Source organism: Anaerococcus jeddahensis (assembly GCF_001182725.1).
Classification (GTDB): domain Bacteria; phylum Bacillota; class Clostridia; order Tissierellales; family Peptoniphilaceae; genus Anaerococcus; species Anaerococcus jeddahensis.
On sequence record NZ_CWHU01000004.1, the window covers coordinates 127909 to 150917 of the forward strand.

At 30.5% G+C, this 23009-nt stretch carries 28 protein-coding genes; all 28 read right to left on the reverse strand.

Going from position 1 to position 23009, the window contains the following annotated elements; translation table 11 throughout:
• Positions 1-85 precede the first annotated feature (85 nt).
• Positions 86-1171: a 1-propanol dehydrogenase PduQ gene (locus BN2087_RS01780; protein WP_049690192.1), complete on the reverse strand. Its 1086-nt coding sequence runs from the start codon at positions 1169-1171 to the stop codon at positions 86-88.
• Complete coding sequence (locus BN2087_RS01785) at positions 1168-2028, reverse strand: MerR family transcriptional regulator (RefSeq protein WP_049690193.1); 861 nt, start codon at positions 2026-2028, stop codon at positions 1168-1170. The genes BN2087_RS01780 and BN2087_RS01785 overlap by 4 nt, the downstream gene beginning before the upstream one ends.
• A 2-nt stretch (positions 2029-2030) precedes the next feature.
• Positions 2031-2660, reverse strand: a complete 630-nt coding sequence (locus tag BN2087_RS01790) for a DUF4125 family protein (protein ID WP_049690194.1) — start codon at positions 2658-2660, stop codon at positions 2031-2033.
• 34 nt (positions 2661-2694) lie between these two features.
• Positions 2695-3588, reverse strand: coding sequence for a DUF4037 domain-containing protein (locus BN2087_RS01795; RefSeq protein WP_049690195.1), 894 nt, complete (start codon positions 3586-3588; stop codon positions 2695-2697).
• Positions 3588-4376, reverse strand: a complete 789-nt coding sequence (locus BN2087_RS01800; protein ID WP_049690196.1) for a tetratricopeptide repeat protein — start codon at positions 4374-4376, stop codon at positions 3588-3590. Before BN2087_RS01800 ends, BN2087_RS01795 begins: the two co-directional genes overlap by 1 nt.
• Positions 4377-4381: 5 nt before the next feature.
• Complete coding sequence (gene eutM / locus BN2087_RS01805) at positions 4382-4657, reverse strand: ethanolamine utilization microcompartment protein EutM (protein WP_049690197.1); 276 nt, start codon at positions 4655-4657, stop codon at positions 4382-4384.
• A 41-nt stretch (positions 4658-4698) separates the two neighbouring features.
• Positions 4699-6291, reverse strand: coding sequence for an acetaldehyde dehydrogenase (acetylating) (locus tag BN2087_RS01810; protein WP_049690198.1), 1593 nt, complete (start codon positions 6289-6291; stop codon positions 4699-4701).
• A 31-nt stretch (positions 6292-6322) separates the two neighbouring features.
• Positions 6323-6604 carry an ethanolamine utilization microcompartment protein EutM gene (gene eutM, locus BN2087_RS01815; RefSeq protein ID WP_040349628.1) on the reverse strand — a complete coding sequence of 94 codons (282 nt, stop codon included), beginning with the start codon at positions 6602-6604 and terminating at the stop codon, positions 6323-6325.
• A gap of 138 nt (positions 6605-6742) precedes the next feature.
• Positions 6743-7387 (reverse strand): phosphate propanoyltransferase, encoded by a 645-nt coding sequence (locus tag BN2087_RS01820; RefSeq protein WP_049690199.1) that lies wholly within the window; start codon positions 7385-7387, stop codon positions 6743-6745.
• Between the two features lies 1 nt (position 7388).
• A complete protein-coding gene (locus BN2087_RS01825) occupies positions 7389-7685 on the reverse strand; it encodes a hypothetical protein (protein WP_049690200.1) in 297 nt (98 codons plus the stop codon).
• Between the two features lie 9 nt (positions 7686-7694).
• Entirely contained in the window at positions 7695-7964 is a 270-nt protein-coding gene (locus tag BN2087_RS01830; protein WP_004837443.1) for a EutN/CcmL family microcompartment protein, read from the reverse strand.
• On the reverse strand, positions 7958-8251 hold the full coding sequence (locus BN2087_RS01835; protein WP_004813771.1) for a BMC domain-containing protein: 294 nt from the start codon (positions 8249-8251) through the stop codon (positions 7958-7960). Before BN2087_RS01835 ends, BN2087_RS01830 begins: the two co-directional genes overlap by 7 nt.
• A 4-nt stretch (positions 8252-8255) precedes the next feature.
• Positions 8256-9077, reverse strand: coding sequence for an ethanolamine utilization protein EutJ (gene eutJ, locus BN2087_RS01840; RefSeq protein ID WP_082144161.1), 822 nt, complete (start codon positions 9075-9077; stop codon positions 8256-8258).
• A 4-nt stretch (positions 9078-9081) separates the two neighbouring features.
• A complete protein-coding gene (locus BN2087_RS01845; protein WP_049690202.1) occupies positions 9082-9630 on the reverse strand; it encodes an ethanolamine utilization cobalamin adenosyltransferase in 549 nt (182 codons plus the stop codon).
• On the reverse strand, positions 9618-10073 hold the full coding sequence (locus tag BN2087_RS01850; RefSeq protein ID WP_049690203.1) for a EutP/PduV family microcompartment system protein: 456 nt from the start codon (positions 10071-10073) through the stop codon (positions 9618-9620). The genes BN2087_RS01845 and BN2087_RS01850 overlap by 13 nt, the downstream gene beginning before the upstream one ends.
• Positions 10070-10408: a BMC domain-containing protein gene (locus BN2087_RS01855; RefSeq protein ID WP_049690204.1), complete on the reverse strand. Its 339-nt coding sequence runs from the start codon at positions 10406-10408 to the stop codon at positions 10070-10072. The genes BN2087_RS01850 and BN2087_RS01855 overlap by 4 nt, the downstream gene beginning before the upstream one ends.
• Positions 10409-10416: 8 nt before the next feature.
• Entirely contained in the window at positions 10417-11379 is a 963-nt protein-coding gene (cutD, locus tag BN2087_RS01860) for a choline TMA-lyase-activating enzyme (protein WP_049690205.1), read from the reverse strand.
• 17 nt (positions 11380-11396) lie between these two features.
• Positions 11397-13946 (reverse strand): choline trimethylamine-lyase, encoded by a 2550-nt coding sequence (gene cutC, locus BN2087_RS01865; protein WP_049690206.1) that lies wholly within the window; start codon positions 13944-13946, stop codon positions 11397-11399.
• Between the two features lie 8 nt (positions 13947-13954).
• Positions 13955-15388, reverse strand: coding sequence for an aldehyde dehydrogenase family protein (locus tag BN2087_RS01870; RefSeq protein ID WP_049690207.1), 1434 nt, complete (start codon positions 15386-15388; stop codon positions 13955-13957).
• 8 nt (positions 15389-15396) lie between these two features.
• Positions 15397-15687 (reverse strand): BMC domain-containing protein, encoded by a 291-nt coding sequence (locus BN2087_RS01875; RefSeq protein WP_049690208.1) that lies wholly within the window; start codon positions 15685-15687, stop codon positions 15397-15399.
• Between the two features lie 8 nt (positions 15688-15695).
• Positions 15696-15989: a BMC domain-containing protein gene (locus tag BN2087_RS01880; protein WP_049690209.1), complete on the reverse strand. Its 294-nt coding sequence runs from the start codon at positions 15987-15989 to the stop codon at positions 15696-15698.
• 8 nt (positions 15990-15997) lie between these two features.
• Entirely contained in the window at positions 15998-16261 is a 264-nt protein-coding gene (locus tag BN2087_RS01885) for a hypothetical protein (protein WP_049690210.1), read from the reverse strand.
• Positions 16261-17355 carry a DMT family transporter gene (locus tag BN2087_RS01890; RefSeq protein ID WP_049690211.1) on the reverse strand — a complete coding sequence of 365 codons (1095 nt, stop codon included), beginning with the start codon at positions 17353-17355 and terminating at the stop codon, positions 16261-16263. The genes BN2087_RS01885 and BN2087_RS01890 overlap by 1 nt, the downstream gene beginning before the upstream one ends.
• Before the next feature lie 237 nt (positions 17356-17592).
• Positions 17593-18057 carry an 8-oxo-dGTP diphosphatase gene (locus BN2087_RS01895; RefSeq protein ID WP_049690212.1) on the reverse strand — a complete coding sequence of 155 codons (465 nt, stop codon included), beginning with the start codon at positions 18055-18057 and terminating at the stop codon, positions 17593-17595.
• A gap of 60 nt (positions 18058-18117) precedes the next feature.
• Positions 18118-21228 carry an isoleucine--tRNA ligase gene (gene ileS, locus BN2087_RS01900; RefSeq protein ID WP_049690213.1) on the reverse strand — a complete coding sequence of 1037 codons (3111 nt, stop codon included), beginning with the start codon at positions 21226-21228 and terminating at the stop codon, positions 18118-18120.
• Between the two features lie 330 nt (positions 21229-21558).
• The gene (locus BN2087_RS01905) at positions 21559-21972 is read right to left on the reverse strand and encodes an EamA family transporter (RefSeq protein WP_049690214.1); all 414 of its coding nucleotides are present in this window, start codon (positions 21970-21972) and stop codon (positions 21559-21561) included.
• 10 nt (positions 21973-21982) lie between these two features.
• Complete coding sequence (locus BN2087_RS01910; RefSeq protein WP_049690215.1) at positions 21983-22474, reverse strand: AMMECR1 domain-containing protein; 492 nt, start codon at positions 22472-22474, stop codon at positions 21983-21985.
• Positions 22474-22944: a glutathione peroxidase gene (locus BN2087_RS01915; RefSeq protein ID WP_049690216.1), complete on the reverse strand. Its 471-nt coding sequence runs from the start codon at positions 22942-22944 to the stop codon at positions 22474-22476. The genes BN2087_RS01910 and BN2087_RS01915 overlap by 1 nt, the downstream gene beginning before the upstream one ends.
• Positions 22945-23009: the final 65 nt, after the last annotated feature.

Sequence of the window (23009 nt, forward strand, 5' to 3'; positions counted from 1 at the left end):
CTAAATTTTTTCATAAAAAAACTGACCTATCAAGTTAAATTTCTAACTTTTAAGGTCAGTTTTTTTACACATGAAATTTTAAAATTTAAAAAGCATCTCTTAGGATATTTGCTAAATCAAATTTTGTCACTAAGGCTGGATTTGTTGGTGTGCATCTGTCATTTAGGGCTGTAAGTGCCATTTTATCTATTGAATCTTGGTAAGCTCTTTCATCAATTTTTCCAAGGCCACTTAATTTTTCTGGAATTTTGAATTTTTTATTCATTTCTTTAATTACTTTTATTAGGCAAGTGTAATCTCTATGATTTAATTTTTGAGCTAAATCATTTAATTTTTTTCTAGCATCATCGGAATTTTTGCAATTATATTCTATTACGTAAGGAAGGAGTATTGCATTTAATCTTCCGTGAGAAATATGGAAAGTTCCACCAATTGTATGGGCTAGGGAATGGTTTATTCCAAGTCCTGCATTGTTAAAGGCAATTCCTGCCATATTTGAAACTTCTAGCATTTTTTCTCTAAGTTTTAACCTATCTCCATCATCATATACTTTTGGCAAAATTTCAAAAACTGTTTCTATGCAAGTTTTTGAAAATGTATCAGTATATATTGATGAGTTTTTACTAATATAGGCTTCTATTGCGTGAGTTAATACGTCCATTCCTGTATCAGCTGTAATAAAATTTGGCACGGTTTTTGTAAATTTTGGAATTAAAAGGGCATAATCTGGAAGCATTATATCATCTATTAATACTTTTTTATCATTTCCTACTGTTACAACTGCAAAATTTGTTGACTCACTTCCTGTACCTGCTGTGGTTGGTATGGCAACAAAAGTTTTCTTTACTTTTTCTTCCTTGTATATATCATAAATAATAGCCTTTGTAGCATCTATCGCAGATCCTCCACCAATTGCACAAATTAAATCAGGATTTGAAGCTTTTAATGCTTTTTTTCCCTTTTCAACTAATTCTTGGCTTGGATCTGGTTTGATTTCACTAAAAATATCATAAGAAATATTTCTATCTAATAATCTTGTTACTTGATCTATCATTTTACTTTCTACTACAAATGGATCTGTTACAAAAAATATTTTATTAACGTCTAAAGAATTTAAAATTTCTAGGCTATCATCTCCAACATTTATAGTAGGTTTTACTGAAAATGTCATTTATTTTCCTCTACTTTCATTTCTATCGGTATTAGTATCTCTGTTACATATTTTTCTTCATCTCTAAAAGTCCAAGAATCCACTACAAATCTTTCTATAACATCTTGTGATAATTTATACCTATATTTTTTAGCCCAATTTCTAAGTTTTTCATAGGATTTACTTAAATTTTCATATTTTCCAAAATGATAAATAGATCCATAAAATCCATCTTTTATAGTGAAAATATTTTTTTCATCTTGGATAGGTTGAACAGTTTTTTGAATGTATAGACCCTTTATAGGCCTATTTTCTTTTTCACACTTTAATCTATCAATATAAGAATCAAAATAAAACATAACAGGACCTGTAATCTTGTTATCTTTGCTTTTTACAAAATTTGCAAAATCTAAATCTAAGACAGTATCTTCATAGTAAAATTTAAAATCCATAGGATAGGAAATTAATTCACTTTCCTTTATGTATTTAATACTTGGAGTGTTGTTACCAATTAAAAAAGCAGAAGATGCTTCAGATATTAGTTCATTCCAATCTTTTATTATAGTTAATCTTTCATCTAATTTTTTTATTTCATCACTAGTTCTTTTAATAAGTTCATTAAAGGTCTTACTAACATCATTATATTCTGCATTTAAAATAAAATTTCTAATCTCATCCAATGTGAAATCCATAAATTGTAAATATTTTATTAGAGAAATAATAAGTATAGTTTCATCTGTATAATATCTGTATCCATTTTCTTTAACAAGATCTGGTTTAATAAGTCCTATACTTTCATAATGTCTTAAAGTTCTTGTAGATACTTGTGCTTTATTTGAAGCTTGACCAATTGAGTATAGTTTTTCTTTGTTGATCATTTTTACCCCTTAATATTTAATCTTTTAAATAAATATTTTGTATTTTCATAAATATTTTCTTCTAAGTTAAAAGAAGGATACTTTATCATCTCTTCAATAGCCCACAAAGTTTTTAAAGACAAGAAAGAAATTTCAGCTATGTAATAATCATAAGATGAAATTTTCTTATCTTCAGACTCTCTAGGTCTTATTTTTTCTAACTCTTTTGGAGTATCAATTGACTTTGAGTTTAGAATATTTTTAATCTTTTCTAATAAATGAATCTTAACCGGTGATAAGTCTTCTAAGTTTTCTTTAATAATTTCAAACTTATCCTTATCTGTAAATTCCATCATCCTGGCATACTTATCAAAAATAGGATTAAAATCATTTTTTTCTGCTTTTTTTAAATCTTCATATAAATAACCTATAAGTTTTCTATTATAAGCCAAATATTGAGCAAGTCTCATAATAAAAAATTCTTTAGGCGAATCTTGACAAAGAGCCCTACCATTAATCCCTCTGATTTCATCAAAGTTTTTCCATTCAAAATCTAAAATCCAGGAAAGCTCATCGAAAACACATAATAAATTATAATCTCTAAGTATATCTTTCATCAAGTTCTTGTCAATATTTGTAAATAAATATCTCATATCAATTTCCTTTCACCAAATTAATAGCCTTAATTTATGGATTTATAATTGAATTTTGGACTTCAATAGCATGAGCCAATAAAAAATCATCATCTGACTTTGTAATAGATCTATATCTTAATATATCTTTTACATATATGCTTAGTTTTTCACTTAAATAAAGAAGATCATTTTTTTCATTTGATTCCATAAATTTATTCATATCATTAAGTAAATCACAAGGATAATAATTAATTTGTGCCAATCTTTTGTATCTTAATTTATAATAAGGCATATAAACTTTTGCAAATAAAAAAAGTACTCCAAATAAAGCTTCCATAAACTCAGCCTTCGCAAAAAAAACTGCTGAAATATCACTTCTATCAAGAGACCTTTTTAGGTTATATTGCCCAGCTTGAGCCATTTGAAAAAGATAGGCTGCAAGTTTTTTTCTAACTACATCTTCTGGATAAAAATCTAATAAGTATTTTCTATAAGCTGAAAATAATTTACAATTATCTAAAAAAATTTCTCCATTAGTTACAGTAGCAAGAAAAGATTCTGGAATTTTTAAAAAATCTATATCATTAATTGGAAACTTTCTAGCTGATGTATATTTTTCATAAAAATCTTCTACAGAAAATAAGCCCACTCTCTTATCAACAATTTTTGAATCAATTCTTTTGTATCCCAAAAATTCCTTGGGCATTTTTTCCAATAAAGATTCGATTTTATTTTTATAAATTTTTACATCATCATCTCTTAGCCAAATACAAAATCCAGGACCAAAATCATGATCTTTTGATATGTCATCATCAAGACCAAAGCACTCAGATCCTTCTCCAACAAGACCAATTGATGAAATATCTAAAATTTCTGGACAATTTTTTTTGAAAATAGGATAAGCTATATCATAAAAATATTTTTTTGATAAATCTATACCATTCATTATATATCCCTTTGTTTTTTAGCTTGATTTAGATTTTTAATTAAAATATCTTTAATTGGACCTTCGCCAACGGTTTCGTCAAATACTTCTAAGGCTTTTTCGTAATAATACACAGATGTATAATATTCTTTATTATTATAATAAATATTGGCTGCTGTTGCGTAGGCATTAGCCAAGTGAGGAAGTCTTAAATTATTTTTTTCATAATAAAATATAGCCTCATTAGCATTTACCAAGGCCTTGGCAAATTTCTTTTTGAGTGTCAAAATTTCTGCAAGATTAATTTTAGATACAGCTATTTTTTCTTTATTTTCTATGATTTTTAGAGCATTTTCAATATCTTTTTGGGCTAAATCAAGCATATTTTTTGCCCTATAAGCTTGGGACCTATTGTTATATACGCTTGCCATAAGATATTTTGTATCTTCTAATTGATTTAAAATATTTTCAGTCTCATTCAAAACATCAATTGCCAAATCATAATTTTTAGCAACTATATGACAATTTGAAATATTAATAAGAAGGCTTGCGTAATCTTTTGAAATAAATCCGTAGCTATTTAAAACTAATTTTTTTATTACTTTATAAATCTTATAAGCAAAGTCTGTTTGACCCTTTACTCTAAGAAAAGATGCGAGCTCATTACCAACAGCGATAATGGCTCTTTCATCTTTTAAACTTATAGTTTTAGAAAATTCTTCCATCAAAAATAGAAGAATTTCCTTGCCATTTGATTTATTAAACTTTACCTTTAAATCTTTATAAAAGTTTGATAAATCATATTTCATGATTCTTATTTATTTTTTGGTAAAATTGATTCTACTTCTGTGTGTGGTCTTGGAATTACGTGAACTGAAATTAATTCTCCAACTCTTTGTGCTGCTGCAGCTCCTGCATCTGTTGCTGCTTTTACAGCTCCTACATCTCCTCTAACCAAAACTGTTACAAGTCCTCCACCAACGTGTTCTTTTCCTACAAGAGTAACATTAGCTGCTTTTACCATTGCATCTGCTGCTTCAATACTTCCTACTAATCCTTTTGTTTCAATCATTCCTAAAGCTTCGTTCATTTTTTTCTCTCCTTTATATTTTTATTTTTTTATTAACTTATTTATTTACCTTTGAAGGCATTTACTAGTGAGTCAACCATTTCTTTTAATTCTTCTAAGTTTATCTCACCTGTTTCATTAAAGTTTGAAGATCTTTTTTCTTCTTCAGTTTTACAATTGTTACAACCTGTTGAATATTCAAAATATTTTGCTTGGTTTCCATAATTTGGTAATGAGTTATTATTTAATGAACAATCATTTCCGTGATATTTTTTAAATATTTTGTCTTCTTGAACAACTTTATCAGCATCTATTGTTCCATAAACTAATTTTTTCAAATTAACAAGGTGTTTTGGACCAACATTTTCAGATACGCTTGATCCTCCCATTGTTCCACAACCTAAAGTTAAGGCAATTGGAAGTCCAGTTGTAAGTCCAGTTCCTCCCATTGTTCCACCAGTATTTACAAGAATTCTGCTTGCTGGTTTTATAGCAAATTTTCTTGCTATTTCTTTATCTTCTGTATGTAGGCTCATTGTATGACCTATTCCATTTTCTAATAGTTTAAATGAAAGATCGCAAGCTTCTTTCCAATCATTTACTGTATAAAAACCAAGTACTGATGTTAATTTTTCATAAGATAATGGATATTCTTTTCCAACTCCATATTGTTCACCAACAAGAACTCTAGTTCCACTTGGTATGCTAATTCCTGCAGCATCTGCTATAACTTTTGCGCTTCTTCCTACAAAGTTAGGATTCATTGCTGTTCCATTTCTAAATAATAAAGCACATACTTTTTTGCATTCTTCGTCATTCATAAAGTATGCCCCAGCTTTTTCAAATTCTGAAACTACTTCTTGTCTATTTGATCTTTCGACAATTAATGATTGTTCTGAAGCACAAATTGTTCCATTATCAAAAGTTTTTGATGCCATTATATTTCTAACAGCTTTTTTGATATCAGCAGTTCTTTCTATATAAGCTGGAGAGTTTCCTGCTCCTACTCCTATAGCTGGTTTTCCAGCAGAATATGCTGCTTTTACCATTGCTGGACCACCTGTTGCTATGATTAATTTAACTTCATCAGCATGCATTAATTCATTTGTTGCATCCATTGAAAGTTTTGTTAATCCTTGTACTATATTTTCTGGTGCTCCTGCTCTTACAGCTGCATCATTTACAATTTCAATTGCTCTTGATGTACATCTATTAGCTTTTGGGTGTGGGCTAAAAATTATAGGATTTCTAGATTTTATAGCAATCATTGAATTGTATAAAACTGTTGCTGTCGGATTTGTTGATGGAACAATTCCCATTACCAAACCAACTGGATCTGCTACAGTAATAACTTGACCTTTTTCGTCAGCATCAACTATTCCTATAGTTTTTTGATTTTTAATTTCTTCATATAAAAGTCCACTAGCCATGTGGTTTTTATAAATTTTATCTTCTACTTTTCCAAATCCTGTTTCTTCTACAGCAATTTCTGCTAATTCTTTTGCGTGAATTTCTCCAGCTTCTGCGATTGCTTTTATAATTCTATCAATTTGATCGAATGTATAATTTCTTAATTTTTTTTCTGCTTCAGCTCCTTTTCTAGCAAGATCTCTTGCTGCTTGGATTGAAGAAAGATCAAAATCGAATTCTGTCATACTTACCTTCTTTCTATATTATTATTTTTAATTATTCTTTGTGTGGTAAGATTGTTTCTACTTCTGTGTGTGGTCTTGGAATTACATGTACTGATACTAATTCTCCAACTCTTTGTGCTGCTGCAGCTCCTGCATCTGTTGCTGCTTTTACTGCTCCTACATCTCCTCTAACTAAAACTGTTACAAGTCCACCACCAACGTGTTCTTTTCCAATTAGTGTAACGTTAGCTGCTTTTACCATTGCATCTGCTGCTTCAATACTTCCTACTAATCCTTTTGTTTCGATCATTCCTAATGCGTCTAATTGTGCCATTTTTTTAATCTCCTTTTTTTCTTCTTTTTTTATATTTTTATTTGTGATTTTTTTTCTTACTTCTGTATTTGCCTTTTCATCTTTTATAGGCTCAGTTTTTTTTACTTCTACTTGTTTTTTTTCTGTCATCTAAACCCCTTATCTAATAATTTCTATAAAGTCTTTAGGACCTAAGCCTAGAGCATTGGCTTCTTCTTGATCAATATGACAATCAAGATATCCATTGTCTCCAACCCTAACACTTACATTTTCAAGTACTGCTGATCTTTCGCCTCTAGTTCTTATTGAAACTATATCTCCATTTTTAAATCCTCTTTCTTTTGCTTGAAGATTATTAAAATGTATATGTCTTTGAGCAACTATTGTGCCTTCATTTAAAATGACTGATCCTTCTGGTCCTATTACTGTTAGTCCTGGAGTATCTTTTAAATCTCCTGATAATCTAAGTACAGGTTTTATACCAAGTTTAAAGGCATCTGATCTTAGTATTTCTACTTGAGTCTTATTTCTTGTTGGTCCAATTATTCTAACTTTTTCTATACAACCTTTTTTTGCTGCAATTGTTAAGCATTCCTTGCATGCAAATTGTCCTGGTTGTGATAGGCTTTTTATTGGTGTAAGCTTATATCCTTTCCCAAAAAGAGTATCTAAATCTTCTTGAGATAAGTGAATGTGTCTTCCTGATATTCCTACAGTAATTTTATAAAGGTCTATATTAACTTTTTGTTCATTTTTTTTATAATTGTCTACTAAACTTTCTAGCAACTGACTTAATTCATTCATCCTATCCTATCATCCTTTCAATATCATTTTCAGATAATAGGCCTTTTTCTATACTTTTTTTAAGTATTTCATATATTTGATCTTCTGATAAGACTGCTGATGATTGTTTATAGTCTTTGCTTTCTTTTTTTTCTTCTATATCATTTTTTTGATCTTTACAATCACATTTTTTAAATTCTATGCCAAGATCTTTTGCCAAGTCTTTGGCAGCAGCTGTGATTATAGTGTTGTCATCGATATAGATTTCTTTTTCATTTTTTTTCTTTAAGACTTCTTCTTGACTTATGAGTCTTTTCATCAAAACCTCCTAGAAATCACAATCCTCATCTATTATTCCAACTATAACAGCATCTACAGGAATTTTTTGATTTTGATTTTCCTCAAGGATAGCTCTTGCAGATGAGCCTTGAGTTATAATAACCCTATCTCCTCTTCCAGCTCCTATTGTATCTACTGCTACAATTTTTTTATTTTTCTCACTTCCATCTAAAATTTCTACTAGCATAAATTTAAGACCATTTAGTGAATCATATTTTCTTGTAGCCCATACATTGCCTATAAGTTTTGCGATTACCATATATCTTTTTCCTTAATTTTTTCTTCAATATTTCTTAGGGCAACTTTAACTTCTTCCATCTCTCCAATTATTGCAAGCATAATCATATTTTGTGGACATGATCCTCTAACATCTATAACTTCAACTCCACTAGTTTTATAAGCTATGTCACTTGCTAGAGTCATTTCAATTAATTTTCCTTGAACAAGTCCCATTGCTCCAGGATTTGTTTCGATTTTTAATTTTGATCTGTTTTTAACAATATCAAGTGTAGCTGGGCTTGGCGCCTTTATTAGTCTAATATCCATTTTTTTAATCCTCTATTAGTGATAAGGCTATGCCTATTGGTGTTACAAACATAGGGTTTGATGGTTTTAGAGTTTTTATATTTGTCTTTTTAGAAACATAATCTTCCATTCCACTTAAAAGTGCTGTACCACCTACTAAAACAATTTGATCGATTTCTTGGTCTTTACTTGAATTTTCAATTATAGAAATTATTTTATCTATAACAGGTCTTACAACAGGAAATATTTCCTTATGTTTAGAAAAATCTCTTTTTAATTTTTCCGCACTATCAAAGTCTATTTTATATGCTCCTGATAGGACTAATGAGAAGTGGGTTCCCCCTGTAGGCTCATCTAAAACTTTAACTACTTTCTCATTTTTTATTATTGATATTCCAGTTGTACCACCACCAATGTCAACTACAGCTCCATTATCAAGATTTAATAATTTGTTTGCAGCTGTTGGTTCATCTAGGACTTTTTCCACTATAAAACCACTTGATTCAGCAACATTTTTAACGGCTCCACCGTCTATATTCTCTGTTCCTGGTGGTATAGCACATCCTGCTATAAGAAGTTCTTCTCCTAGCTTTTCTTCTAGTTGATTTTTTAACTTTCTTACTATATCGCAAGCTCCTATATAATCTACAACCATTCCATCCCTAACTACTTGAGCAAATTCATAAGCTCCTGCAACTGGTCTTTTGTCTTCATCAAAGACGCATAAGACTATAAAAGCAGTTCCTATGTCTATACCTGTATAGAGTTTTTTATTTTTTGTTTTTATGGGCTTTTCTATTGATTGTTCAAAGTCTTTTATGACTTTATTTACATTTTCTAAATTAATAAGCTTATCCTCCTTTGCTAATGTTTATAAACCAGATATAAAGTATAGAAGCTAATTTATCTATGAAATCTTCATTGTTTTCTTCTTTGATTTTATTAAGTTTCTCAATTGCTTCATCAATACTTACAAAGCTTTTAAGATATGGATTATCAAGGTTCATGTTTATGTAGATATTAATAGCCTCTTCTTTTTTACCTTCTTTTTCTTCTAGGTCTATTTTTTCATTTTTATAAATTTTTATCGCTAAGTTATTTAGATAAGTTGCAAATTCATGATCAAAATCCCTAAGCTCAAGAGCTAGTTTTTTAATTATTAGGATTGCTTTCTTATCTAATTTATCATCATCCGATTTTTTAGAATCTGGATTATCCTTTAGCTTAATTTCTTCTTTTTTTATTTTTTTAGGCTTTGACTTATCAATTATGTCAATTCTAAAATCTAAAAGAAATTGTCTAGCTTGTGGAGTTAGCTTACTACCTTTTTCAATGATGTATGAGTCAAAAGGGCTTTTTTTGTATTGGTATCTTAAATTTTCTTCTGTTATAAAAAGCATCTTTCATCCTCAATTTCTTTTATATATTCTCTTAACTTATCTAGACCCGTACCTTTTTTAATAGATATTTCAAATATATGATCGCTTCCAATAGCCTCAGCTATTTGTCTTAATTTTTTAACTTGTTTTTTATCATATAAGTCAATCTTATTAATTACAGTAATAGTTGGTCTAGTAAATGACTTGGCAAAGTTTGGTGGGAAATGACAATCTTTTTCTAGGTCTATCACGAAAATATTTACTAAAGCTTGATTTTGACCAACCATAATCAAGGCACTATTTAAGTAAGGATTTTCAATATAGCCTTCTGAAACTTCTATAGTCTTATCTCTAAATTGTAGGTCTAAACTTTTTTTTGCTTTAAGGTCAACTCCTTCAATTAAGCTTGCAAGGCTTGTTTTTCCCACCCCATCATTGCCAGCTATCAACCACTTTCTTCTCATGACTTTGTCACAGGACAAGAGGTAAATTTTAGCATATTTTCGAAAGTATTTTTAACTTCTTCCAAAGCCTGCTTTATACTTTCGTTATCTCCTTGTAAAAGAACGCATCCATTGAACCTATCAATAAAACAAACTTCAACGCTTGCAGCCTTTGCTGCTACATCAGCTGCTATTATAGAACTTTCTGTTGGGGTTAGGGTCATAATTCCAATGGCATTTCCCTTATCCAAACCGATTTTCTCATTTACTGATGGATCGGGAGATGAAATAAGATGAAGAAGGGTTATTTGTTTGCCTGGTACAGATTCTTGAACTATTCTTTGTAAATTTTCCATCTTATCACCTAATGCCTTACTAAGTTTACTTCAATTTTTTCTTCATCAATCCATTTTTGAATCTGATCAAGTTTTTCATTTGATAAGGCAAATTCGCCTTCCATTTCAGTATCCATTGGATAGTCCATATCGAGCTGCTCATATTTTCCAACTCCGTACCTATGATAAGGAAGTAAATCTATGCCATCGAAATTTTTAAAATATTTAAAATCTTCTAGAAAATCAACAACTGCTTTTATTTCTTCGTGGCTGTCATTTACGCCCTTTAAAATTGGCATCCTTACCCTAACTTTTTTTCCACTTTCGAGTAAATATCTTAAATTGGATAAGATTCTTTCATTATTTACTCCAGTCCAATATTTATGTTTTACAGGATCCATTTGCTTAATATCAAATAAAAATAAATCTACATGATCTTTTATTAAATCTAAAGATTTTCTTGGCGTATAACCACAAGTTTCTATGGCTGTATTAATTCCATCCATGTGACTTGCTTCAAGTAAAGATTTTAAACTTTCAGCTTGGGCGCTACATTCTCCACCGCCAACTGTTAATCCCCCACCGCTCATCATGTAAAAATCTTTATCTTCTCTAACAATATCCATCAACTCTGTTATTGTTTTATCTTCACCGACAATTTCTATGGCTTTTTGTAGACAATTTTTTTCACATCTTCTACAACCAATGCAAGTTATATCTCTGTGAACTTTGTGTATGCCGTTTTCCATATAATGAATTTTTTTAGGACAAACACCAACACATTGACCACAATTTATACAAGCATTTTTTTTGATCATTACTTGATATTCGCTTTTTAATCCTTCAGGGTTGGAGCACCACTTACACCTAAGTGGGCAACCCTTGAAAAATATTAATGTTCTTACTCCTGGACCATCATGGACGTTGTATTTTTGAGTATTGAAAATTCTCGCACTTCTTTCAATCCCATCTTTTTTTGAATCTACATCCATTTATATTCCTTTCTAGTCTAGAAATGTTCAAGCATTGTACGGCTTATAATTTCGTCTTGAACATCCTTACATAATTCAACGAAAAATGCTGAGTAACCGGCTACACGAACTACTAAGTCTCTGTGTTTTTCTGGGTGAGCTTGAGCATCTAGCATAGTTTCATTATCTAAGTAGTTAAATTGCATCTCTCCATTTCCGTACATACAAGCTGTACGCAATAAAGTTACAAGAGCATTTTCTCCTTCTATTGAATCTAAAATTCCTTTTTGAATTTTGAAATTGTGTACCATTCCCATATTCATTGAATCATTTGCCATTTTTGATACTGATTTGATGATTGCTGTTGGTCCGTTGAAGTCAGCTCCTTGAGTTGGTGAAATTCCATCTGATAGAGGTGTCCAAGCATCACGACCATTTGCAGAAGCTCCTGTCATTTGTCCGAAAGGAGTGTTGTTAGATATTGAAAGTGTTCCATGGCAAAGTCTTGAATAAAGTGTTTTATATTTTGCATGTTCTCTTTCTGTAAAGTTTATAATATCGTTACAAATTTCATCTGCATAGTCATCGTCGTTTCCATATTTTGGAGCGTCTAAGCAATCTCTTTTTATTTGATCGTAGCCTTTAAATTCTGCTTTTAATGCTTCATTTAATTGTTCAAGGCTGTATTTTTTATCTTCATAAACTAATTTTTTGATTGCTGCCATACTATCTGCATAAGTTGCAAGTCCTGACCAAACAACTCCTGGTCCAAAGTTATACATAGCTCCACCTGCTGAAACATCTTTACCATGTTCCATACAACCTTCATACATAATTGACATTAATGGCTTTGGTGCCATGTCTCTGTGAACTCTTTGAGAAATTGTTGTTGCAGCTGCTGTTAATTTTGTTATATATGAAATTTGTTCTTTAACAGCTTTTTCAAATTTTTCCCATGTATCAAAATTTGAAAGACTTCCTAAATCAGGAGTAACTTGTTTTCCATACCAAAGTGGAACACCGTGGTTTAAAGTTAATTCAATTGCTATTGGCCATTGTGTATATGAAGTTGATGTCCATTGATACAATCTTCCAGATTTTTGTGGCTCAACGCATCCCATCATACAATAATCTCTAGCATCTTCTACGCTTACTCCCTTAGCAAGCATCATTTTTATGTGAGTATCATCAAAGTGACAAGCAGGGAATCCCATTCCAGCTCTTACTACATCTACGATTTTTCTTAGATATTTTTCTGGAGATTTTGTGTGAATTCTTGTTGCAAGTGATGGTTGGTATACTTTTACGTGTCTTACTGCATCCATCAAAAGATATGTTAAATCATTTGTTGCATCAACACCTTCTCTTGTAACTCCACCAATTGTCATATTTACGAATGGTTGGTATCCTGCAAAGAATTTTGATGATCCTTCACTTGTTAGCCACATCATCTCACTCATTTTAATTAGCATACATCCTGCAAGTTCAAAAGCTTGGTAATCATTCATTCTTCCGCTTTCGATATCATTTTTGTAGAATGGATACATGTATTGGTCAACTCTTCCTATAGACATTCCTGTTTGGTTTTCTTCAACTACAAGTAAGGATTCTATTGTCCAAACTGCTTGAATTGCTTCCCAGAATGTTCTAGGTTTATTTGCTGGAACATGAGCATTTACTTCTGCTATTTTTTCCAATTCAAGTTTTCTTTTTGGATCTGTTTCTTTTTGAGCTAATTCATTTGCATATTCGCTTAATCTTTTAGCATAAATCATTACTCCTTCAGCTGTCTCTATTACTGATTTGTAGAAGTAAATTTTATCTATATCTTCTGGATTTGAGTAATCAAGTTTTTCTAAGTGTTCTCTTGCTTCTTGTTGGATATCTTTCATTCCTTTTTTCATTAAAATTACATCATATCCTGGGTTTGAATCTCCACCTCCGTTTACTTGGTGGTAAGAACAGTCTGATACGAAAGATTCTCCTGACAATTCCCATACTCCAGCATCTCTGTATTGGTCTTCACAAACTTCATCAAGACTTCTTCCTTCCCAAAATGGAAATAATACATCTTTACAATATTGTTTGTCTTCTTCTGAAATGTGGAATGGATCTTGAGGTCTGTTTTCAATTGTGTCTAATTCATCTCTTAACCATCTCCAAGAAATATCTGGAGAAAATGCTCCGCTTCTTGGAGCCCCACAAGGTGAACCAACTATTAATTCATTATCTTGAATTACAAGTGGTGCTGTTTCACAATTTCTTCTAAAAGCTTTTGCCCTTAGAACATTTTTTGGCATACCTGGATTTTCTTTTGTAAGCTCTGTTACTATTTTTGCCCTATGTAAGGTTATAGTTGGAACTTGTTTTAAAAAGTTTGCTTTTAAATCAACAAGTCTTTGAGTAGGACCATCAGGAATATTTTCTCCTTCACTTTGAATTCCTACGCTTAAATCGTAATTGTTGTTATCTTTTTTGTTTAATTGATCTTGTACTTTTTCAAATAATTGACGTACACTTTCTTTTTCTGAGTCTGACATATGTTCTGTTGCCATTGCCAGTTTCTTAGAAAATTCTCTTAAGTCCATTTCTCCTCCTAATAATTTTTTTCTAATGAATTTAATATTTTTTCAAATAAATCTTTGTCTTTTTTTATTGTTTTTTTGTTTAGAAAGGAGTTTATATCTTTTTCATCGCATAAACCTATTTCTCTAAATTTCATAAAGTGATTTGGTGTTAGTGATGTTTGATCTAATCCTTCTATTTTTTTTGTTGATAGGCTAAAACTTATAGGAAGGTTTGTTCCTATTCCTACCGATCCCAAACCTGTCGGAGCATTTACTAAGACTCTTGCTACAGGTTTTTTTTCTATAAATTGCTCTATTACATATGAATCGTTGGAATATATTGAAAGGCTTTGGCCTTTTTTGTCGTTTAAAATAAGTTCAACACATTTTTCACAAGCATTTAACCAATCATTTTCAATGTATAGGGAAAGTATAGGATTATATTTTTCTTTTGAATAAGGGCTTTTTTCTGATACATAAGGTTTTGTGACAACTAAAATTTTTGTATCATAATCAACCTTTATTCCTACAATTTCAGCTAATTCTTTTGCACTTCTTCCTATAAGCTCTTTCCTGCAATTATAGTTTTGGTCATATAAAAATTTTTCAAGTTTTATATGTTCGTCTTTGCTTAGAAAATATGCACCATATTCTTTGAATTTTTCAACTACTTCTTCATAGGCATTTTCTTCTACTACTACCGATTGCTCAACTCCTGGCAATAGTCCATTGTTAAAGGCTTTTGAATTTATAACTTCATAACTAACCTTGTCTTTATCACAATCTTTATCAATAAATACAATGTTATTTCCTATTTCAGCTTTAAAAATTTGAGCATTTTCGTTTTGAATTTCTCTTTTATTCTCACTTAGAAGATTTTCTAATATAAAGGAAACTTTCTCACTTTCATATAAGGTTTTTTCTCCTAAATTAGAATTGTAGGTTAAAATATCTAAAAAACCTCTTGGATAAAAATTTTCTTTTAAGATTTTTTTAATATCACAAACCATTTTTGTTACTGTTTTTCTACATCTTACATCACTTACTATAATAAGAGGATTTAAAGCCCTTATGGCAAAATATATTGCCTGAAAACTAGTAAGTGTTGATAGGTATGGGGCTATAAATACAAGACTTACACCTTTTGAAAGAGCAACTTGTTTTGAATTTTTTTCATTTACTATGTCAAATATTTGAGGGTAGGAATTTATTTCATTTTCTAAATTATCTAGATAATATTTTCCAAGTTTTATCTCATCTTCATATTTTCCATAGGATGTTTCTTCAAAAGACATCTTTGCAAGTTGGTCTATGTTAGTTTTGTAATATTCTTTTATTTTTTTTAATAGGTCATCTCTTGTTTCTTTATCAATATCAAGAAGATTTTCCTTGGAGCATTCTGCTTGCTCTAGTAAAATTCTTGCTTGTTGAACTGAAAGAAGATCTGTATCTATTACTTTCATAGTCCCTCCTAAATCAAATTATCTAAATTATAAATTTCGGTTACTTTTTCTAAATCTGGATGTGGGCTTGGGATTACAAGTGCTGAATAAACTTCTGCTCCCATTTCTTCTACTGCCTTTACTCCTGCATCTACTGCAGATTCAACTGCAGCAACATCGCCTTTGACAAGTACTGAAATATATCCGCTGGCTACATTTTCATAGCCAACTATTTCTACTCCACTTGCTTTTTCCATTGCATCGGCAGCTTCTAGCACATACACTAAACCGAAAGTTTCTATGCCTCCTAATGCTTGCATCTTTTCTCCTAATCTTCTACTTTATGAACTGAAATTACTTTACTTACATTTGTTACTGGTCGTTTCATAACATTATGAGCTGTTATTTTTCCAATTTTTTCGCCTTCAGCTACTCCGGCTTTTACTGCACTCATACAGGATGCAACATCTCCTCTTACTATTACAGTAACTAGAGTTGATCCTACATTTTCATAGGATACAAGTTTTACATCTGCTGCTTTTAGCATAGCATCTAATGCCTTTATAGCTGGCAACATACCCAAAGTCTCTATAAGACCTATTGCTTGTGATTCGTATTCCATATCATCACCTACTTAATATAAGAATTTATAGTATTTTTTTGATCTTCACTTGCTTTGTAATAAACAACTAGCTCATCATTAATTAGGGTATAAGAATCTTCATCCACTAGGCCATTTTCTTTTGCAGTCATAAGACTTTCTATTATATTTTCTTTAGTAAAGGCCTTGTGATCTTTAAATTCATTTTCCAAAGCTTTATAAACATCATTTGCACTTGCCTTATCCACTCTAGTAAAATATTTTAATATTTCATAATTTAATGGTCTTCTCATTATTTGTTACCTCTTTTTAAATAATCAAGTGGGTTTACACTCATTATAAATATTCCTAAAGCCATAAGAACTGATCCTAGCCATGCTATTGGTGCTATTTCATAACCTGGATTTTTTAAAATTATTCCAAGTATAATCCAGCAGAAAAATGGTCCCCAAAAAGTATATGTACCATTACAAGCCATACCCAAGGCTGCTCCACACATTGAAGTTCCTTTATACCAAAAAGCAAATGATATAAAAGTAAAAAATCCACTGGCAAATAAGATTAAAATAGTTGGATCAGTGAAAGCCTTAAAGAAAAGACTTGAAATAAGATGAATTCCACTTCCTTCAATCAATCCAAAAATTGGTAAGACTATAAATAGGTTTGCTAATGAAGATGTTGTTTGTCTAATTGCAATTCCAATTTCAGAATCAATCATTGATGTACCAAATCCTGCTATTACTCCTTCAAGTCCCCAGCCAAAAGCTGCAATTATTGCAAGAATTATTCCTAAAACCATTCCATCTTTAACTTCTCCAGTAAGGCTTGTTGCACCTATTAATAGAGATGATGCTAGGCAAATAACAATTCCTAGAATTGTTCTAGCTGTTAATTCTTGTTTTAAAATTACTCTTCCAAGTATTGCCCCTATGGCAACATTAAGACCTGCTATTGGAATAACAACTGGTCCTCCCATTTGAACAGCAAGAATATATGTAACTCCTGCTATAGGTCCTCCGACTACAGCTGCAAAAACCATTATCATTCCTGGTTTTGTTTTTAAAGTTTTTAGGAAATCTGAAAATTTCCCCTTAATAATTGAATTTACTATAGCCCAGATTGCTGATGTCAAATCATTTATTCCTGTTGCAAGAGTTCCAAGAATAAAAGCAACGGTAATATCTGAAAGTCCAGCTTCACCCGAATACCAAAACTTCCATATTCCATATACTGTGGCTGTAGTAACTAATGCTGTGTAAAGTCCATAATAAATACCAGATTGAATACCGATATTTAATCCCTTGTTAAAATAATTTTTATCAAGCTTTTTTTTAGTGGCTTCAGCATCGCTGACAGCATTCGTATAATTTTTTGTTTTTTCCACCACTTCGTCTCCCTTTCTTAATTTGGAAACATCTAAATGTTTTCCTTGATTAAATATTAACAATATACCTAACGTAAAAGTCAACTTTTTTTGTTAAAATTAAGACATTCATTGAAATTTTAACTTCCGATTGATATTTTTTTGTCATTTAGCTTGCTAATTTCTCACTTAACTCTTACCTTTACGTAAAAGTTTTTATTTTTTTACTAAATTTTTTTAGATATTTTCACTCATAAATATTTATAAATTAAAAAATTTTTTTATATTTTTGTCTATATCCCAATAAATTTCCCTATATTTTCCATCATAAATTTTTAAAATTTCCGGCATCGAATCGCTCATCTTATCCATTTTTTTAAATTCTTCGTAATCTTGCCAAAATAATTTTCCTTCTCTGTTAGTTTCAATTAATTTTCCAGAAAAATCATTTGTTTGATATAAAAGTCCTACATCTTTTTGAAATTCTCCTTCATCATTTGTAAAGGTCCAAGTAATTATTCCGACAAGCTTAGGATTTTTTATATCTAAATTTGTTTCTTCTTTTGCTTCTCTTATTACTGATTCTTCAAATGATTCATTTTTTTCAACTTTTCCCCCAGGGAAAGTTAGGCCCTCCCAGCCGTATTTTTTCTTTTTATCTAAAACTAAAACTTTTTTATTTTTTTCATCGTAAATTTTTACCATATTCATAAGTCTAATTTTCATTTTTTTCTCCAATCCACAAAAAAAGGAAGCAAGTTTCCTCACTTCCCTTTATTTTTATTCTTATTTTCTTTCAAGCTCAATTTTTACATTTTTATCATTTAATTCGAATTCTTCTGTATCAAGATCTTTTACTTCCATTGTATCAGCTAAAGTTTCTTTTTTGATTTCTTCTTCAAATTCTTTTAAGGCATTTTTCAATTCATCGTCTGCACTAAAGAATATGTCGATTCTATCTGTAACTTCATAGCCATTGTCTTTTCTAAGATTTTGGATTTTTGATACAAATTCTCTTGCATATCCTTCTTTTTTAAGCTCTTCTGTGATTTCTGTATCCAAAACTACAAAGACATTTCCGTCCATTTCAACATCAAATCCTTCTTTTGCTTGAATTCTTACGTCAAGATAATCTTTTTCAACTGTGTATTTTTCTCCATTTATTTCAATTTCTTGTGGAGAATTTTCTACCTTTTCTACAAATTCTTTTGCATCAACGCCAGCCAAGAACTTTCCAAAAGCTCCCACGTTTTTAGCAAAAATTTGTCCAACTTTTCTGAAGTTTGGTTTTAGATAATAATCCATAAAATCTGAAAGGTCATCTGCAAACTCAACTTCTTTTATGTTTAATTCTTCTTTGATTAATCCTGTTAAATCACCGATTGTGTCTTTAAATGATCCATCTACAATTATTTTTTCTAGAGGTTGACGAACCTTGATTGATTCTTTTTCCCTTGATGCACGACCAAGTGTAACCATTTTTCTTACAAGATCCATTTTCTCTTCTAATTTTTCATCAATTAAAGCTTCATTAACCTCATCAAGTTTTTCAACGTGAACTGAAAGTCCGCCTGTTAAATTTCTGTAGATTTCTTCTGAAATAAATGGAGCTATAGGAGCTGTCATTTTTGAAAGACTTACTAAAACATCAAAGCATGTTTTATAAACTGCTTTTTTAGATTCTGTTAAATCTTCTCTCCAAAATCTCTTTCTATTTCTTCTTATATACCAATTTGATAAATCTTCTACAACAAAATCATTTACCAAATGAACTACCTTGTTGTAGTCAAAAGATTCCATTTGTTCATAATAAGCTTTTAAAAGTGAATTTAATCTTGAATATAACCACTTGTCGATTTCTTCAAGTTCTACATTTTTGAAATTTTTAATCTCATCAAGGCTTATATTATCTGTATTTGCATAAAGAACAAAGAAGTTATAAACATTTTCTATTGTTCTGAAGAAATTATTTTTAACTTCGATTAGGCCTTTTTCGTCAAATTTTGTTGGAACCCAGCAAGGTGATACATATAAAGAATAAAATCTTACTGCATCTGCCCCGTATTTATCAAATAATTCGAATGGATTTAGGGTATTTCCTCTTGATTTTGACATTTTTTGTCCGTTTTTATCAACAACCAAGTCGTTTACCAAAACATTTTTGTATGGTGCTTTTCCTGTAATTATTGTTGAAATTGCCATTAGTGAATAGAACCATCCTCTTGTTTGGTCGATTCCTTCACAAATGAAATCTGCTGGGAAATAATTTTCAAAATCTTCTCCCTTTGCAAATGGATAATGAACTTGTGAAAATGGCATTGCTCCTGAGTCAAACCAAACGTCAATTACATCTGGAACCCTGTGCATTACTTTTCCACAATCAGGACAAGTTATTGTTACATCATCAACATATGGTCTGTGAAGTTCTATATCTTCACTTATATCTTCTCTTGCTTTTTCAGCCAATTCTTTTCTTGAACCGATTGATTCAACGTGACCACAATCGTCACATCTCCAAAGATTTAGTGGAGTTCCCCAATATCTTGATCTTGAAATTGCCCAATCTTTTACATTTTCAAGCCAATTTCCAAATCTTTTGTCCCCAATTGTTTGTGGATACCAATTAACTCCGTTATTATTTTCAACCATTTTTTCAGAAAGTTTGCTCATTTCTATATACCAAGATGGTTTTGCATAATAAACGAGTGGAGTTTTACATCTCCAACAGTGAGGATAATTGTGTTCGATTGTTTGTTTTTTATAAACTTTTCCTTCATCTCTTAAATGTAGGAAAATTTCTTCGTTTGTATCAAAAATAAATTTGCCCTTCCAAGGAGTTTCTGTAAAACATCCTTCAAGGTCAACTGGTTGAACGAATGGTAAATTATATTTTCTTCCAAGTTGGTAGTCGTCTTCACCAAAGGCTGGAGCTGTGTGAACAATTCCTGTTCCATCTTCTGCTGAAACATAATCAGCACAAGTTAGGAAAAATGCCTTGCCATCTGGCTTTACATAAGGAAGTAATTGTTCATATTCAACATACTCAAGATCTTTTCCCTTCATCTGTTCAACAACTTCATACTCATGATCTGCCATAACTTTTTCAAGCAAAGATTTTGCCAAATAATAATAGCATCCATCAGTTTTATCATTTACTTTTACATAGTCAAGTTCTGGATGAACAGTCAAAGCTACGTTTGATGGAAGAGTCCATGGAGTTGTTGTCCAAGCTAGAAAATATTCATTATCAGCTTCTTTTTTCTTAAATTTACAAATTAAAGTTATGGCCTTATCCATTTGATAGCCTTGAGCAACTTCGTGACTTGCAAGACCTGTACCACATCTTGGGCAATATGGCATAACTTTTGCGCCTTCATAAATTAATCCTTTTTTGAAAGCTTGGTTTAATAGCCACCATTCAGTTTCTATATAATCATTGTCCAAAGTTATATAAGGATTGTCCATATCATAAAGAAAAGCCATTCTGTCTGACATATCTCTCCACATGTCTGAATATTTAAAAACTGAATCCTTACATTTTTGATTGAATTTTTCAACGCCGTAAGCTTCGATTTGATCTTTTTCTGTAAAACCTAATTCTTTTTCAACTTCGATTTCTACAGGAAGTCCGTGTGTATCCCATCCAGCTTTTTTTAAAACCTTAAAGCCCCTCATATTTTTATATCTTGAGGTCATATCCTTTAAGGTTCTTGCTATAACGTGGTGGATTCCTGGTTTTCCATTTGCAGTTGGAGGTCCATCATAAATAATATATTCTTCAGTATCTTCTCTTGTTGTAAAAGTCTTATCCAATAGGTCTATATCAGCCCAGTATTTGGAAAGATCAAGTTCTCTTTGTTTAGTATTTTTTGTATCTAATGATTTAAAACTTGCCATAATTCCCTTTCTTTTTCATAAATTTTTCTTTTAAAATAAATTATAATAAAAAAACGCCCCCAGAAGGGACGGTCCACCCAAAAATTGAGTATGAAGTTAACGCCTATCTTACGTAATAAACTAATTTTTTCATTTATTAAGCTAAAAGATGATCTTCATAATAAAAAATGCATAGCCACTTTCACCTAAAGGCCTCTCTGTTAATTATTTTTTAAAATTACTCTTCTTTTAATTGCTTATATCTACTGACTAATTTACTATTTTTAAAGAAAAAAGTCAAATTGATTTTTATCTGAAAAAATATATATTTATAAATTAATAGAAAGTATATTATAAAACCATAAAAAGAGTTCCTGCTGTAATTAAAATACATCCAATTATAGATTTTACTGAAAATTCTTCTCCCAAAAATAAAAATGCAAGAATCAAAGTCAAAACTATGCTCATTTTATCAATTGGAACAACCTTTGAGGCATTTCCATATTTTAAGGCTCCATAATAACAAAGCCAACTAATTGCAGTTGCAAGGCCTGATAAAATTAAAAATATCCAGGATTTTTTGCTAATATTATAAATTCCAGAAAATGAAGAAGTAATAAAAACCATGCCCCAGCTCATTATTAAAACTACAAAAGTCCTAATTGCAGTTGCAAGATTTGAATTTACCCCTTCAATTCCAACTTTTGCCAAAATTGAAGTTAGAGCTGCAAAAATTGATGAAAAAATCGCAAGTAAAAGCCACATAATATCTCCCTTATTTATGTATTTTCATTCTAAATTTATCAATAGAAAAATTATCCCAGCTATCAACATTAGAAATTTCTAAAGCTTTTTCTAGCATTTTTATATCAGAAGCAAAGTCTTTTCTATAGACATAATAGTTTTCTTCCATAAAAGAGAGCATTATTCCATCATAATCTTTGAAATCTTCAATAAATCTAAGTTTTTCTACATCAAAATATTCAAAAACTTTTATCTCTAAATCTTTTAAATTTTCTTTTTTAATTGGATTAAATTTTAAATCAAAAAATCCTGCGTTTACTGCTTCATGGACTATATCAAGACCCAGATTTTTCCTAGTCGGAAAAATCGAGCCTGAAATACCCTTAAGCCTTCCTTTGATTTTTACTTCAATCCTAATCCCATTTGAATTTTTTTTAAATTTTTCGTCAAAATCTCTAAGGTAGCTTTTATTTTCTAAATAATATTCAATTGCATCATAAGCAAGTTTGATATGAGCATCCATTACAATAAACTTTCTATATCCTCTTTAATTTTTTCAGGTTTTGTAGTTGGGGCAAATCTTTTTACAACTTTTCCATCCCTATCAACTAAAAATTTTGTAAAATTCCATTTTATCTTTCCACCAAGAATTCCTCCTTCTTCTTTTTTCAAAAATGTATAAAGCGGATCTTCATTTTCTCCATTGACATCAATTTTTTGAAATCTGTCAAATTTTGTCCCAAAATTAAGTGCGCAAAATGAATCAATTTCTTGGTCATTTTCTGGAGCTTGGTTTTTAAATTGATTACATGGAAAATCTAAAATTTCAAAGCCTTTTTCATGATATTCTTCATAAAGTTTTTCAAGTCCCTCATATTGAGGAGTAAATCCACATTTTGTTGCTGTATTTACAATTAGTAAAACTTTTCCCTTATATTTTTCAAGTTTAACATCTTCACCCTTGTTATTTTTTACTACAAAATCATATATCATATAAATCTCCTTTAATTTTTAAAATTTTTATTTACTTTAATTATTTACCCATTTTATAGATAAAT